Origin of the sequence: Natrinema caseinilyticum (genome assembly GCF_024227435.1) — an archaeon.
Classification (GTDB): Archaea; Halobacteriota; Halobacteria; order Halobacteriales; family Natrialbaceae; genus Natrinema; species Natrinema caseinilyticum.
Genome location: NZ_CP100446.1, coordinates 323,527 through 337,517, shown reverse-complemented (window position 1 = coordinate 337,517; position 13,991 = coordinate 323,527). Strand labels below are relative to the sequence as shown.

Here is a 13,991-nt window from a genome sequence, read left to right as displayed (position 1 = left end):
CCCCGCGGTAGAACTCCAGCGGTCCCCGTTGGCCGCTCCGCGGCCTGAGGATCGCTCGACACGTCTTCGTCAAACGCGTTCCCGAACTCGGTCGCGCGGACGAGTGGTGCGTCAGCGAGTTCCGACCCGTCGAACGGAACGACTATCGCCATACCCTGACTTTTGCCCGACTACGGAAAGTTGCTCGGGTCCTTTCTCACCGGTGAGAACTCGACGAGACGCGCGATTCCAACCGTCGAATACGGCGAGGAGTATCGTGCGATCGCCCGCCGAACCGACCTGACCGCTCGTTCGACGAACAGGAGCAGGGCGGATCGTGGAAGATCGTTCACCGGAGGTACCGAGACACCCTGTCCTCCCCCGAGACCCCGAACCGTCACCGGCGTGGACGGTGGCGATCCCGGTGTGGATAACTGTAACGCGCGCGGCTTCCCGCGCCCGACGCGATTCCGTGAAAATGAACGCGGTTATCCGAACAGTTCTCCGAGCCCCTCGCCCGTCGCTTCTTCCTCCTCTTCCGGTTCTTCTTCCTCGGCTTCCGCTTCTTCCGGCCCTTCCTCCTCGGCTTCTGGCGCTTCGGCCTCCGCCGGGGCTGGAGCGGGCGCTGGCGCACCGATCGTCGCCTCCGCAACGGCTTCCTCGATGTCGACGTCCTCGAGAGCAGCGACGAGGGCCTTCGCGCGTGACTCCTCGACGTCGACGCCGGCCGCCTCGAGGACGTCGGTGACGCTCTCTTCGGAAATTTCGTGATCCGCTTCGTGCAGTATGAGGGCTGCGTATACGTATTCCATGGTGATCACCGATCCGGGGTCGTCGTGACGTACGCGCCGGTTCGCGACGCGATCGACCCCGGTTCGAGTGACGTGTACGACGAGAAAATACATAGTCACTCCGGTGATCGCGAGGAGCGATAGACGCGCGGCTGAACGACATCCCGATTCTCGGCCGTCGTCGCTCCGTCCCGGTCCTCGCCGAGGCCAGACCGCTAGTCCCCGGTCAACCACCAGCCCTGCATTTTCGACCAGTAGTCCTCGTCCGGGTGTTTCTTCGTTCGGCCGTACGTTTTTCCTTTCAGTACCTCGCGTTCCAGCGCGTTTCGCGCGAGATGCAGTGCGTGGCTGGCGCCGAAGCCCTCGTCTTGCGCGACGAAGTACCCCTTGTCGGTGTACAGTCGTATTCGAGCGAGGATGAGCGGCAGGCCACGATACGTTTCGTCGTGTTCGTGGAGGTGGACCTTCGCCTCGAGCACTGTCATATCGCCGTATTTCCGGGCGACGTCGTCGATCATGTCGCTGACTTCGTCGTAGGAGATGTCGTCCAGCAACTCGATCCCGAAAACCTGAACGGGGCTGCGAGCCCTGTCGGTCCACGTGAGCGACTCGAGGACGTCCGTCTTCGTTACGATTCCGTCCGCTCTCCCGTCCCGCGTCACGACGAGCGACGACGTGCCGCGGTCGAACATCTCTCCGACGGCTTCGTCTAAGGGTCGGGAGGGTTCGATCGTCGCGACCGGCGCTGTCAGCACGTCTCGAACCGGGAGATCCAGGAGACGTTCGGTTTCGCCGCGCTCTCCGAACCCGCCGTGTGAACGGTAGCCAGCCCGTGCACCGGAACCACCGTGCTCGTCGAAGCCGCGCGGTGACCCCCCTTGACTCCGCGCGACGCTGCGGGTCGTAAAGTCGATCACGTCGCTGAGACTGAGCATTCCCGTGAGGTTCCCCCCGTCGACCACCGGGAGGTGTGTCACCCTATTCTCACGGAACTGGTGGACGGCCTCCCCGAGCGTCGTATTCTCCGCGACCGTCGTCACGCCCCACGTCGCGACGTCGTCGACGGTGAGCACGCTGAGAAACGGCCGAACTTTTCGTAATATCGCATCGGCGGTGACTACGCCGACGACCTCGTCGTTCGCCACGACCGGCAGGACGAACGTATCGCCGCCGATCATCAGGCGAGCGACCTCCCGAACGTCCTCGTAGCGTTCGACGGTCGGGACGGGCCAGACGATCGATCGAGCCTTCTGCTGTGGATGTCGATGCGAGGCTTCGAGCTGTTTCCGGGTGATTACACCCTCTAATTCCCCGCCATCGGTGACGACGGCGGCTTTGAGCGTCGGATCCTCGAACGCGCCGGATAGCTTCGAGACCGGCGTGTACGCGTCGAACGAAGCGAACTCCGTGGAAATGATATCAGCAATGTCCATGGTCGCACACCGGCTCTCGCTACCACGAGCGACGGTTTAATCGTATGCCCGTCCGATGGGGAATCCGGAGTCGGGTTCGATCGAGTCGATCCTTTATCCGACGTCGGATAGACGGTCAGAGTGGGCTCACGGAGCCTGGTGAGAGCATGGAAGACGAACCAAACGCGGACGAATTCGGCGATTCGACCCGGGACAGCGAGGAGATACCGATCGATATCACGGAACAGCGTGACGAAATTCTCGTCGGTGCCGAACTGCCCGGGTTGCGCAAGCAAGACATCGACGTGAGCGTAAGCGAGAACACGCTCACGATCGAGGCCGAACGCGAGGACGGCCGGATCGCTCGGTCGGTCGATCTACCGGAACCGATCGTCCCGAAACGCGTCGACGCGAGCTACGAGGACGGCGTTCTCTGGCTGACGCTACGAAAACAACACTGACGGCACTGGCACTACCATCGTCCGAGCGACGTGGAAACGGGAGTTACGACTGAACGACGGCGGACGCGTTCGGGCCCTCGTGTCGCGACCCCCAGTTTGCGGGTGACACCGATCAACCGCGTCCACGATCGAACCGAACGGGGCGCGAGGATCGCGACGGACGCGGGACAACGGGGATTGTGGCGACACAACCCTCGAGCGAGCGGGATTCGACTGAATCCGGCCGCTCGAATGCACCCAGGGGCCCAATCGGTTCGTACTCGACTGGGTGTCAGTGATCGACACGAGAATTATGTTCTTACCAATGCAACTCTTTAGTGGTCGTGGCTCATATCTGTCGTGAGGTGGTGTGTGGTGTCTAATCGGTCGTCGCTTACAATTTCGTTTCAGGTAGTCGTCACGGTCGCCCTCTTTTTATTCGCGATACGGTTGCTCGGATCGGCGGTCGAAACCCTCTCTCCGGTCTTGCGACGGGTTCTCGAGCAAGTCGTCGTCGGGGATCGGTCAGCCCTCGGTATCAGTTGGTTCGCTTCGTACGTGTTGGCGAACGGTTCGGTCGTCGCTGCCCTTTCCGTCTCGTTGTTCAGTTCCGACCTCATCGTTCGGTCGCAGTTATTCCTCATGGTCGTCGGTTCCAGACTCGGCGGCGCGGCCGTCGTCATCTTTATCGGAGCGTTCGACTATCTAAACGAAGAGCTCGACACGCTCAGCGATTCGGTCAGCCTCGGACTGCTCACGTTTTTGCTCACTCACTCTATCTATCTGCCCGTGCTGGTAGTGGGGTACGTTACGTTGCCGCTGATCGAAGAGACAGGACTCGTCGGAAAGACCGGGCTGGGGAGCGCGATCGACACTGGCGGAACCGAGGCGATCGATATGGTGGCGGCTGGGCAGGGGGTTCCTGGAATACAGACGCACATCCCGGACTTGCCGTCGTTGTTCTCCGGATGGATCATTCAGTCGTTCGGAGGGGGTGTCGCGTTCCTCCTGGCGATCGGGTTGATCTTTTCCAGCATGCGGTTATTCGATAGAACGCTCGATAAGATCGACAAGCAGCGATTGCGACGGCGATACCTGGTCAAACTCAATAACAAGTGGACGTCGTTCGGACTCGGCCTCGTGTTCACCGGTCTGACGACGAGCGTCGCGTTTTCGCTCGGCGTTATCGTTCCGCTCTATAACAGGGGCCACATCAAACGCAACGAGATAATCCCGTACGTTCTGGGGGCGAACATCGGGACCCTGGTCGACACCCTCATCGTCGCAGTCGCACTGAACACGCCCGTCGGTGTCGCGACTGTGGCACTCTTGCTCGCGATCAGTTTCGTCGTTTCGATGATCCCGATGGCGTTCTATTCGAAGTATACGAGGATTATCGACTCGACGCAGTCAGAACTGGTCAACGATCTTTTCTACTTTATCGGGTTCCTCGTGACGCTACTTATCGTCCCGATCCTGCTCATCGTTCTCTGATACGGTCCGCGGTCCGCTGTAACGATGGCCCGGAGCAACTACGGAACGGTCGCGGTTGCTCCGAAAATGACTTCCAGGGCTCTGGTGAATCGCGAGACTGCGCCGACTTGATCCGTTACAACTAGGGAGTTGAAGCGGGAAACCGCGGATGATTCATGTCCAAAATCTCCCGCTTCACCGGGAAGGTCGTGACGTTGGCTAAAAATGCTGTTGGTGGCCGAGGCGAATCCGCCGCCCCACAGGGTGGCGGCGGATTCGCCGACTATGCCGTTGTTTCGCTGCATTGTCTCCGGATTTACTTAGAGAAGTCCTACCGCGAAGCGCTTGATCTATTGAGCGAGATGCCACAAATACTGGCGGATATCGGCCTTGAGAAGGCCGATCTCCCTGATCACTCGACGCTAGTAAAGGCGTTTGATAGGATCAAGATGGCAGTCTGGCGAGTGGTGCTGCGCCTATCGGCGCAGCTCCACGAGCCATCTGGTCACGTTGCGATGGACGCGACGTTTTTCGACCGCGAGAACGCGAGCAAACACTACTGCCGTCGAACGAATTACCGCGTGAAGACGCTCAAGACAACCGCTCTCGTCGATACAGCGTCACAAGCTATCCTCGACGTTCACTGTACGACCGAGAAACGTCACGACACGCAGATCGGCTGGCAACTCGCCCGCCGCAACGCGGGCGAGTTGCACAGCCTCGCCGCAGACAAGGGTTATGATTGGCAACGACTACGTGATAAACTCCGGGAAGAGGACGTAAGACCGCTGATCAAGCATCGAGAGTTCCGTCCCATCGATCACGCGCATAACGCGCGGATCGATGGGACTCTCTATGGTCAAAGAGCACTGTCTGAGACCGTCTTCTCGGTGATCAAGCGCACGCTCGGCGACGCCGTGCGTGCGCGATCCTGGTATCGAGAGTTCCGTGAAATCGTGCTGATGTGTGTCGTCTACAACATCAAGCGTGCTGTGAGCTAGGCAAATCCAACGCCGTATGGTGATTCACCACGGCCACTTCCAGCAAACCCTGTAAGCAACGGCGATTTGGTCGCAAAACGGCGGTGAAACGCTATCTGCCCCGCTAGAAGTCGGTCGGGAAGTACGAAATCCGACCGAAAAGATAGACGAAATACAGCGCGATCAACATCGCCGCACCGACCCTTCCCAGATGCCGTTCCTCGACCAGCTCGAGTTTCAGTTTCGTTTCGGGCCGTCCGATGGCCCCAGCCACGCGTCCGAGAAACACGCCGACGTCGTCTTTGGTTAGCAAGTATGTCAGGAGAATCGCGGCAGTAATCGTTTCCATCGGCAGGTCCCAGTAAATCAACGGTCGCGGAACGTGGTACGTCGATATCACCGCGCCGAGACCGATTCCAAGCAGTGGATTCGTGATATTACTTCCGATCAACGTCCCGAGTGAGATCCCCTCCGCACCTTCCCGCACCCCCATTATCGCAGTCGACATCTCGGGGGAGGCAGCGCCGATACCGAGTACGAGCACACCGATGAGCGACCCTTCTAAACTGGTTCGATTGACGTAGAACTCGACTGTCCGAAACAGGACGTGAGCGGAGACGACGACGGTGAGAAGAGCCACCACCGAGATAACGGCGTCTCGTCTTGGATCGTCGGACGGCGGGTTCGTTCCCGTTTCCTGAATGATGTCACTTCGGGTCGAATAGAGAACGGACATGTACAACAGAAACACGCCGAGCAGAACGACACCGTCGAGGCGGGTGAGCATTCCGTCCCACGCGAGTATCAACGTCAGGAGCGTCGTTCCGATCATCGGCGCGTATCCCCGAACGAGGAATTCCCTCGAGAAACGAAATCCCCCCACTGCAACGACGACGAGCCCTAATATTAGGGTTTGCTGTACCACGTCGGAACCGATATTTCCGCCCAGAACGGTCGCCGAAATCGTTCGAGAATCCCCCAGACCGGACACGATCTGGACCGACGAGACGAGATGTGACGCGATTTCGGGGAGACTCGTTCCGATCGACACGACCGTCAATCCGATCACGACTTCCGACAGGCCGTAGAATTTGGCGAGCCGTTCCAGCTTTCGGACGACCAGTTCAGAAGCGAGTACGAGCGCCAGTATGGACGACAACCCGAGAGCGGCGTGTGGCCCCATCCGATAGTATTAGCTGACATCCAACACCACAAATAGTTATTGTGTACGAAGCAGTGGTTCTCGATGGCGTGACGTACCGTTTCGAACACTCGTTGACGGCGAGGTCACGTAATCGAAACGGGTATGCGCGACGCGTTCCAGGAGGAAACGGCGAAGGAATTTGGCGATGGGTATCGTACGATGGGCGCCACGGCGCCGAACTGCCGTGCACCTGTTGGAGGACACGATCATGACAGCAATAGCCAGACTCGAGATCATTCCGGTTCGAGAGGAGCACATGTCGGACCAGATCGCCGCCGCGATCGACGCACTCGACGAGTTCGATATCACGTACGAACTGACGCCGATGGACACGGTCATGGAAGCCGACGACGTAAGCGAAATCTTCCGGGCCGCGGCCGCCGCACACGACGCGATCGACGAAGAACGGGTCATCACGTCGCTGGAGATCGACGATCAGCCCGATCGGGAACAGCACACGTCGGATCGAGTGACCACGGTCGAACACCGGCTCGGTCGTTCAGCGAGCAGGTAACGACGAATCGCTTCGAAGGCGGCTCGGGAACCGGTACACGGGATACCCGTCCGTTTCGGAGAGACCTGCCCGTTTCTTGGATACCCGCTCCCGAGCGGCGTGACTCGTTTTTCGCCGCGTTGGCCAGCCACCGTCGACGCCGAACCCACCGACGTTGGGGCTACTCTCGAGAGAATCGGAGATCTTTCGCTGGGTCTTCGGCGACGACCCACCAGTTGACGTCCTTCTTCGGGTGACGCCGCTCGACGTGGTCACGAAGTCGCTCGCCGGTATCGAAGTCCTTTCCGCAGAGGTTACAGCGGTGATGATGGTGTTGTGGCGACATAACGTGGGTACGACCTCCGTCCCAATGAATCCGTGGGGTCAGATGGTGCCGGTTCGAGGGGTGACGGGAGAACGTTCGAGTAAGCCAGACGGCCAACCGATCGAACTGAAGGAATCGCGGATGGTCGACGACGAGTTCGGAAACGATGGCGAACGGAATCGCGATCGTAACGACGACGCCGATCACGTCCAGCGTTATCTCGGCGTCGGTCGCGACGACGACGGCGAGGACGTCTTCCGACACGCCGAAGACGACGCCGATAACGAAGAACTCGAGCAAGCGTTTCAACCGTTGCGTGTTCATATTTCACGCTACGATCCGACGGTAGGAGAGGGCTTCTCTCATCGGCGAGAGACCGGTCGCCATGGACTCCGCTGTCCACTAGCAATCCGTTGAACTGTTTGAACAGGACGTCGACCGACGAATTGTGATCGCCGTTCGAGAACCCCGCTCGAGACCACGGTCCACGTGCCAGCGTCTCGTATCGAAATGATTGGAGTACAGTAGCAGCCATAATTCCAAATTAGTATACAACGGTATTTTATCCTCGCCGGTGGTCGCCAGCGTACCGGTGGTGATCTGAAACGACGGACAGAGAAAACGAGCGGACGAGAACGAGCGACCGAACCGGCGCGAAAAAGCCCGATTTCCGAGCAGGCGAACGGACCGTGCGGACGGTCGATTGCCACTGTACGACGAGATGCCGATCGCCATTTCACGGCCTTCGAACGCGAAACCACGAGCGAACGAGAGACCATGACCCACCACCAGCAACAGCCGCGACAGGGAGAGTATCGACAACAGCAGGAACCACGACAGTCCAGACAGTATCAACAGCGGCAGGAACGACCGCAGCAAACCGAACCGTATCAGCAGGGCCGACCGCAGCAAACCGAACCGTATCAGCAGGGCCGACCGCAGCAAACCGGGCGTATCAGCCAACCACAACAACAGTCCGAACAGATGAGGGGGCGGCAGACGTCCACCGGCCAGCAGTTCACCCAATCGGCTCCTGAACAGATACTGACGGCCGTCGAAACCCTCGACCGACTCGAGACCATCGCGGAGTTCGCGGACGGGCAGGCGATGCAGCAAGGGAACCTGCAGGTCGCCAACATCGCCGACGCACTGAAAGACATCGCTCACATCCAGAAGGAACTCATCGTCGAGGAAAACCCACTCGCTCAGGAATTCGGTCAGTGCAGCCAACAGGTTATCCAGAGCGGGGTGCAACAGCTCCAGCAACATCAGCAACAACCCGAGATACAGGAACTCGTCGAAACCGCCCAGCAGACGCTCGACTCGGTGAGTAGCGGGCTCCAGAGCCAGCCGTCGACCGGTCAGCAATCCGGTCGTCAGTGGAGTCGCTGAAAACGGCGTGATCGCGAGCCGCGCCCGAGCCGTTTTTTCGACCGTGAACACCCGATGCTCAAGTCGCCATCGGACCCTGTATCGCGACTCACTCCGACCGGAACCAGTCCACGGTGTCTCAGACGAAGCCGCCGTTCGAACGTCTCGAGGAGGGCGGAACCGAACGCCTCACCGGCGTGTCGATCGGGAACGCGGTCGGGTTCGATCGGGTCCACACTGAACGGTTCGTCCTCGTCCGACAGCCCCCTCGAAATTTCGGTTGCCACGAGCCGACTACGAGCCCCGGTGAGATTCGGGCCCCGTTATCAGCGTCGCGACGGCGGGGAAGGAGGGGACTGGTATAGCACAGCGACGAACGGACGCTCTCGGTAGGTGACGTTTCGAACCGAACCACCGCGCACGTGATTACGGCTCGTGCGCTAGAGTCCGTAACGATGTCGTGGACCAGCTGGTGGAACGTAACTCAGAACGCGGGCACTCGATCGGGATTGGTCGTACTCGGAAGCGCGTTCGCGGTACACACGGGCGTATTGACCGCCTTTTTCGGTTGGGTCGGAACCGCAGGTAATCTTTCGTCCGTCGCGAGCGCGCACCTCTCGATCGTGTTGGCAGTCGGCCTGGCGGGGCTGGTCAGCGGTGAGGACACGAGAGCCGCGATCACACGCTTGACGACCGAAATCGAACGAGCGCGGTCGGGCGCCGGCCGCGGGGACTTCGCGAGCGACCGGACCGACGAAATCGGTGCGTTGTACGACGCGGTCGACGGACTGGTGAGTGCGTTCGGCGACCGTGTGGTTCCCTTCGAAGAAAATACCGATCACACCGAGGGTAGTCCGGACTCCGAGTCGAACCTCCTCTACTCGTTCGACGCGGAGGGAGGTCTCCTGTACTGGTCGGAGGATTTCCCGAGCCTGACGGGGTATTCGGACGCGGACCTCGGCTCGATGACGGCGTTCGACTTCTTCGACGAGGCCGTTCGGCCGTCCGTCGTCGACGCGGTCGAAAGAGCGCGCGAAACCGGACGGGCAAGCGTCGATGTCGAGGTCCTGACCCGGGACGACGACCCCGTCCGCACCGAGTTCACGGCGGTCAAAATCGAGAACGCGGGCGAATATCAAATAGTGGCCGAACTCGTCCGACACGACGACGAGCGCGAGCGCCTCGAGCGTGAACTTCGCACCGAACGGGAGCACTTCCGCGTGGCCCTCGAGAACTCGCCGCTGATCGCGTTCAGATTGGACACCGATCTCCGCTACACCTGGGTCTCCAAACTGCACCCGGATTTCCGACCCGAAGACGTGCTCGGGAAACGTGACGACGAGTTGTTACCGACCGACCAGGCGGAGGTGATTATGGCACCGAAACGGGCCGCGTTGGAGACCGGTGAGGGAGTCCGGGAGGAAGTGTCCTACGAACTGCCGAGCGGACAGATCTCTTACGAACTGACGGTCGAACCGCTGCGTGACGATACCGGAACGGTCGTGGGATTGACCTGTTCCTCGCTGGACGTTACCGAACGAAACGAGCGCGAACGGGAACTAAAGCGGACGACCGACCTCTTTCAGCAGACCCAACGCATCGCGGGGGTGGGCGGTTGGGAACTCGATCTCGAGACCGATTCCCCCTACGAGGTCACGATGACGGACGAAGTGTACCGGATCCACGAGGTTCCGGTCGGGGTGCCGTTCGATCTGGAGACGGGCATCGAGTTCTACCACCCCGACGATCGACCTCGAATCCGCGCCGCGATCGAGCGCGCCATCGAAACCGGGGAGCGGTACGAACTCGAAGCGCGACTGATCACGGCCGAAGGCAACGAACGGTGGGTGAACGCGGCGGGCGAGGGAATCGAACGAAACGGCGAGATCGTCTCGCTCCGTGGCACGTTCCAAGACGTAACCGAACGGAAAGAACGCGAGTTCGCGCTCGGGTCGCTTCACGAGACCGCCCGCGAGTTACTCAACACGGAGACGGTATCCGACGTCGCCGACGTCGTCGTCGGAGCTACCGATGACGTTCTCGACGTCGACGGCGTCGCCGTGTATTACCTCACCGATGCGAACGAACTCGAGCCGATCGCGTCCACCGACGGGTTCGACGCTCGCTCCGAGAATCCGCCGACCGTCTCGGTGGGGGATACGGACTCCCCCATCTGGAACACGTTCGCCACCGAAACGCACACCGTGTTCGAGGACGTCGGGACGGACGAACGCCCGCTGCCGTTCGCCGAGGACGTCGACGGCGGGTTACTCGTTCCGATCGGCGACTACGGCGTCTTCGTCGCGCTCACGCCACCATCGACGATCGACGACGAGACCCGACGACTGGTGGAAACGATCGCCGCGACGACCGAAGCCGCGTTCGACCGCCTCGAGAGTCAAACGACCCTCCGTGAGCGGGACGCGGAACTCGAGGCGCGGAACCGTCGTCTCAAACGGCAGGGGCAGATCACCGAGATCATTCGACGCATCGATCAGTCGCTCATCGGCGCCACTACGCACGAGGAAATCGAGCGGACGGTCTGTGAACGGCTCGTCGAAACGGACGATATCGGCTTCGCGTGGATCGGCAGTCTCGATCCCACCGAGAGCACCCTTCGGCCGCGCGCCTGGGCCGGCTCGAAGGGGGAGTATCTGGACATCGCCCCGCTGGAAACGGACCTGGCGTCGCCCGAACCGTCGGTCATCACGGCGCGGACCGACCGATCGACGGTCGTCCCGAACGTCCTCGACCGCCTGAAAACGGAACCCTGGCGCAAGAGCGCTCTCGCGTGCGGCTTCTCGTCTTGTCTCTACGTACCGATTACGTTCGACGAATACTCGTACGGCGTCCTCTCCGTGTACGCCCCCGAGCCGGGCGTTTTCGACCAACTCGAGCGAGCGGTGTTCGAAGAGCTGGGGGAGGGTATCGCGAACTCGATAACGACCGCCAAGACCCGTCAGGCGCTTCACGCCGAGACGCTCCTCGAGCTCACACTCCGGTTCGACGAACCGGAGACGTTCCTCGCACGGCTCGCTCGCAGAACGGGCGAACAGATCGACTTCGAAGGACTCACGACCCGTTCGACCGACGAAACGCGGCTGTTCTTTTCGACGAGCGGCGGAGATTCCGACTCCATCGTCCGGATCCTCGCGGACCTCGTTTCCGTCAGCAATTACAATCTGATCGACGAATCGGGCGGCCGATGTCTCTTCGAAGCGACGGTCGCGGGCGACCTCATCGCCTCGAGGCTCGTCCGTCACGGCGCAAACCCACGGTCGATTCGCGCGACTCCGAGTGGACTCGAAGTCGTCGTCGACGTGCCACCGACGAGCAACGTCAGGGAATTCGTCGGAATGCTGGACGAGCGATACTCGAGCGTCGAACTCGTCGCCCGACGCGACGTGAGGCGGTCGATGCACACCAGAGAAGAGTTGGTCGCGTCCCTGTTCGAGGAGTTGACCGACAAACAACTCGAGGCGCTCAAGACCGCTTACTACGCCGGGTTCTTCGATTGGCCGCGGAAGAGTACGGGCGAGGACATCGCCGATGTGCTCGGGGTCGCCCAACCGACCGTCAATCGCCACCTCCGGTTTGGACAGCAACGACTCCTCACACAGTTGTTCGGATCCGACGAACGCACGACCGTCCGATGAGTCGACGAGAATCGAGTCGCACCCGTCGGCCGCTGCTCCCGCGTCCGTTCCATCGCGATTACACACGCACCTCGAGCCCTCGCCCCGCTCATCGACGATACGGACGACTGATTCGTCCGTCGGTCACTCGAGTGCCGTCCGAACGAGGGGTTCGATAGAGACGTTCACTCGAGTACCGTCCGAACGAGGGGTTCGATAGAGACGTTCGCAGCGTCCCTCGCGATCGAATTCGTCAGGTAGAGTCCGTCGTAGGTGTCACGAACGCGTCGAATTCCCTCGTCGACCACGCCGTGTACCGCCGCGGCGACGACCGTGTCCGCTCCCTGGCGGGTGAGCCGATCGTAGGCCGCGACCATCGTTCCGCCGGTCTCGATGAGGTCGTCGAACACCAGCACGTTCCGGCCCTCGACGTCGAGTTCGCCCTCGAGTTCGACCTCGTAGGCACCGCTTCGCGTCTTTTCGAAGCCGGGAATACCGAAGCGGTCAACCGCGCCGAGGTCCGGCCCCACCACCACGAAGTCGTCGAGGTCCTCGTTCACGCGCTCTTGGACGAGCGGGAACGCGTGCAAGTGAGTTATCGGAAACGACGCGGCCCAGTCCCGATGGCTGAAATGGGGGTCGACTGCGTACACCTGTCGAACGGGATACCGAGTGACCCGGTTCAAGAGCGCGCGGGCGTAATTGAGCGTCCCGGGATAGAACGACTCGTCTTGCATACCGTAGGGAACGTAGGTGAAACAGAGCGAGAGAAGGACGTCGTGTTCTGTGAGGAGTTCGAGCAATCCGGACAGGTACGCCAGCCCCCGGTTCGGATGCGGTTGTCCCGAGTGGACGACGAGCGCGGCGTCGACGTCATCGACGGACTCGAGTTGTACGTACACTTCGCCGTCGGGGAACAGTCGGGACTCGTTCTGCGGATGGGAGTCGAGCTGTACGGCATCGATCTCGAGATGCTCCGCGGAGGGTGTGACGATGATGTCCATGCGAGGTGACGGTGGGTGTTCGTTCGATGCCGAGTTCCAAGTTCCTTTTCGTGATCACGTGGGCCGTATCGCCTCACCCCCACGTGAACCGTATCGCCTCACCCTCACGTGGGCCGTATCGCGCCCACCCGAACGGTGTGTCTCCACCGGCCTCGAGACACGTTTCGCCCTCTCGACCCTCTTCTCGTCCGGTCCACTCTACCCCTCCTGTTTCAATAGCGTGGCCGGTGGACGAACGGTGATGGGAGCGAACGATAATTCGATCGTCACGGTCACCGTCGACGACGTCGAACTCGAGGGAGAGTTGCTGATCCCGGAGGGTGCGTCCGGACTCGTCCTGTTCGCCCACGGGAGCGGCAGCAGCAGGCACAGTCCGCGAAACAACTTCGTGGCCGAACGGGTTCGTGCACGCGGCGTCGGGACGCTACTGTTCGACTTGCTCACCGAAGCCGAGGACGAAACGTACGAAACGCGGTTCGACATTTCCCTGCTGACCGATCGGCTCGTCGGCGCGACGAAATGGGTCCGCGGACGCGACGATACCGCCGATCTGAAGATCGGCTACTTCGGCTCGAGTACCGGCTCGGCGGCCGCGCTCCGCGGCGCAGCACGGCCCGAAACGGATATCGACGCCGTCGTCTCGCGAGGAGGGCGCGTCGACATGGCCGAAGACGTCCTCGAACAGGTAACGGCGTCGACCCTGTTTATCGTCGGCGGAAACGACCACCCGGTCCTCGAGTGGAACAGGGAGGCATACGACCTATTAGCGGGTAAAAAGTCCCTCGAGGTCATCGAGGGCGCAACACACCTCTTCGAAGAACCGGGCGCGCTCGAATCCGTTGCCGATCACGCAGGCGAGTGGTTCGCCGAGAATTTGCAGTGAC

At 61.0% G+C, this 13,991-nt stretch carries 12 protein-coding genes and 1 pseudogene; 6 read left to right on the top strand and 7 right to left on the bottom strand.

Translation table 11 applies throughout. The features are described from left to right. Positions 1 to 59 precede the first annotated feature (59 nt). The 3 genes and pseudogenes from NJT13_RS20940 to NJT13_RS20930 form a co-directional block, all read right to left on the bottom strand. Positions 60 to 152 (bottom strand): annotated as a pseudogene (locus NJT13_RS20940) (universal stress protein); the annotation flags it as partial. A 315-nt stretch (positions 153 to 467) separates the two neighbouring features. Beyond that, positions 468 to 791 (bottom strand): 50S ribosomal protein P1, encoded by a 324-nt coding sequence (gene rpl12p, locus NJT13_RS20935; RefSeq protein ID WP_254526080.1) that lies wholly within the window; start codon positions 789 to 791, stop codon positions 468 to 470. Between the two features lie 194 nt (positions 792 to 985). Continuing rightward, positions 986 to 2,203, bottom strand: coding sequence for a CBS domain-containing protein (locus NJT13_RS20930; RefSeq protein ID WP_254526079.1), 1,218 nt, complete (start codon positions 2,201 to 2,203; stop codon positions 986 to 988). Between the two features lie 146 nt (positions 2,204 to 2,349). Between NJT13_RS20930 and NJT13_RS20925 the strand changes: the two genes are divergently transcribed. The 3 genes from NJT13_RS20925 (at position 2,350) to NJT13_RS20915 (ending at position 5,096) form a co-directional block, all read left to right on the top strand. Then, positions 2,350 to 2,643: an Hsp20/alpha crystallin family protein gene (locus NJT13_RS20925; RefSeq protein WP_254526078.1), complete on the top strand. Its 294-nt coding sequence runs from the start codon at positions 2,350 to 2,352 to the stop codon at positions 2,641 to 2,643. Between the two features lie 354 nt (positions 2,644 to 2,997). Next, on the top strand, positions 2,998 to 4,116 hold the full coding sequence (locus NJT13_RS20920; RefSeq protein ID WP_254526077.1) for a sodium:phosphate symporter: 1,119 nt from the start codon (positions 2,998 to 3,000) through the stop codon (positions 4,114 to 4,116). A 155-nt stretch (positions 4,117 to 4,271) separates the two neighbouring features. Then, positions 4,272 to 5,096, top strand: coding sequence for an IS5 family transposase (locus NJT13_RS20915; RefSeq protein ID WP_254526076.1), 825 nt, complete (start codon positions 4,272 to 4,274; stop codon positions 5,094 to 5,096). A gap of 103 nt (positions 5,097 to 5,199) precedes the next feature. On the opposite strand, the gene NJT13_RS20910 is transcribed toward NJT13_RS20915, so the two are convergent. Beyond that, on the bottom strand, positions 5,200 to 6,258 hold the full coding sequence (locus NJT13_RS20910; RefSeq protein WP_254526075.1) for a sodium:calcium antiporter: 1,059 nt from the start codon (positions 6,256 to 6,258) through the stop codon (positions 5,200 to 5,202). A 229-nt stretch (positions 6,259 to 6,487) separates the two neighbouring features. Here NJT13_RS20910 and NJT13_RS20905 point away from each other — a divergent pair, with 229 nt between their 5' ends. Next, positions 6,488 to 6,793 (top strand): thiamine-binding protein, encoded by a 306-nt coding sequence (locus NJT13_RS20905; protein WP_254526074.1) that lies wholly within the window; start codon positions 6,488 to 6,490, stop codon positions 6,791 to 6,793. A gap of 160 nt (positions 6,794 to 6,953) precedes the next feature. Here NJT13_RS20905 and NJT13_RS20900 read toward each other — a convergent pair whose 3' ends face one another. Continuing rightward, the gene (locus NJT13_RS20900) at positions 6,954 to 7,421 is read right to left on the bottom strand and encodes a hypothetical protein (protein ID WP_254526073.1); all 468 of its coding nucleotides are present in this window, start codon (positions 7,419 to 7,421) and stop codon (positions 6,954 to 6,956) included. 78 nt (positions 7,422 to 7,499) lie between these two features. Beyond that, a complete protein-coding gene (locus NJT13_RS20895) occupies positions 7,500 to 8,540 on the bottom strand; it encodes a hypothetical protein (RefSeq protein ID WP_254526072.1) in 1,041 nt (346 codons plus the stop codon). A gap of 383 nt (positions 8,541 to 8,923) precedes the next feature. Between NJT13_RS20895 and NJT13_RS20890 the strand changes: the two genes are divergently transcribed. Beyond that, positions 8,924 to 12,124 (top strand): bacterio-opsin activator domain-containing protein, encoded by a 3,201-nt coding sequence (locus NJT13_RS20890; protein WP_254526071.1) that lies wholly within the window; start codon positions 8,924 to 8,926, stop codon positions 12,122 to 12,124. A 164-nt stretch (positions 12,125 to 12,288) separates the two neighbouring features. On the opposite strand, the gene prs is transcribed toward NJT13_RS20890, so the two are convergent. Further along, entirely contained in the window at positions 12,289 to 13,107 is an 819-nt protein-coding gene (gene prs / locus NJT13_RS20885) for a ribose-phosphate diphosphokinase (RefSeq protein ID WP_254526070.1), read from the bottom strand. 241 nt (positions 13,108 to 13,348) lie between these two features. Here prs and NJT13_RS20880 point away from each other — a divergent pair, with 241 nt between their 5' ends. Then, the gene (locus NJT13_RS20880; RefSeq protein ID WP_254526069.1) at positions 13,349 to 13,990 is read left to right on the top strand and encodes a dienelactone hydrolase family protein; all 642 of its coding nucleotides are present in this window, start codon (positions 13,349 to 13,351) and stop codon (positions 13,988 to 13,990) included. Position 13,991 lies beyond the last annotated feature (1 nt).

Coding starts and splice junctions, on each gene's coding strand:
- NJT13_RS20915 (WP_254526076.1), top strand. CDS start 4,272: ATGTCCAAAATCTCCCGCTTCACCGGGAAGGTCGTGACGTTGGCTAAA.
- NJT13_RS20880 (WP_254526069.1), top strand. CDS start 13,349: ATGGGAGCGAACGATAATTCGATCGTCACGGTCACCGTCGACGACGTC.
- rpl12p (WP_254526080.1), bottom strand. CDS start 791: ATGGAATACGTATACGCAGCCCTCATACTGCACGAAGCGGATCACGAA.
- NJT13_RS20900 (WP_254526073.1), bottom strand. CDS start 7,421: ATGAACACGCAACGGTTGAAACGCTTGCTCGAGTTCTTCGTTATCGGC.
- NJT13_RS20925 (WP_254526078.1), top strand. CDS start 2,350: ATGGAAGACGAACCAAACGCGGACGAATTCGGCGATTCGACCCGGGAC.
- NJT13_RS20930 (WP_254526079.1), bottom strand. CDS start 2,203: ATGGACATTGCTGATATCATTTCCACGGAGTTCGCTTCGTTCGACGCG.
- NJT13_RS20890 (WP_254526071.1), top strand. CDS start 8,924: ATGTCGTGGACCAGCTGGTGGAACGTAACTCAGAACGCGGGCACTCGA.
- NJT13_RS20905 (WP_254526074.1), top strand. CDS start 6,488: ATGACAGCAATAGCCAGACTCGAGATCATTCCGGTTCGAGAGGAGCAC.
- prs (WP_254526070.1), bottom strand. CDS start 13,107: ATGGACATCATCGTCACACCCTCCGCGGAGCATCTCGAGATCGATGCC.
- NJT13_RS20910 (WP_254526075.1), bottom strand. CDS start 6,258: ATGGGGCCACACGCCGCTCTCGGGTTGTCGTCCATACTGGCGCTCGTA.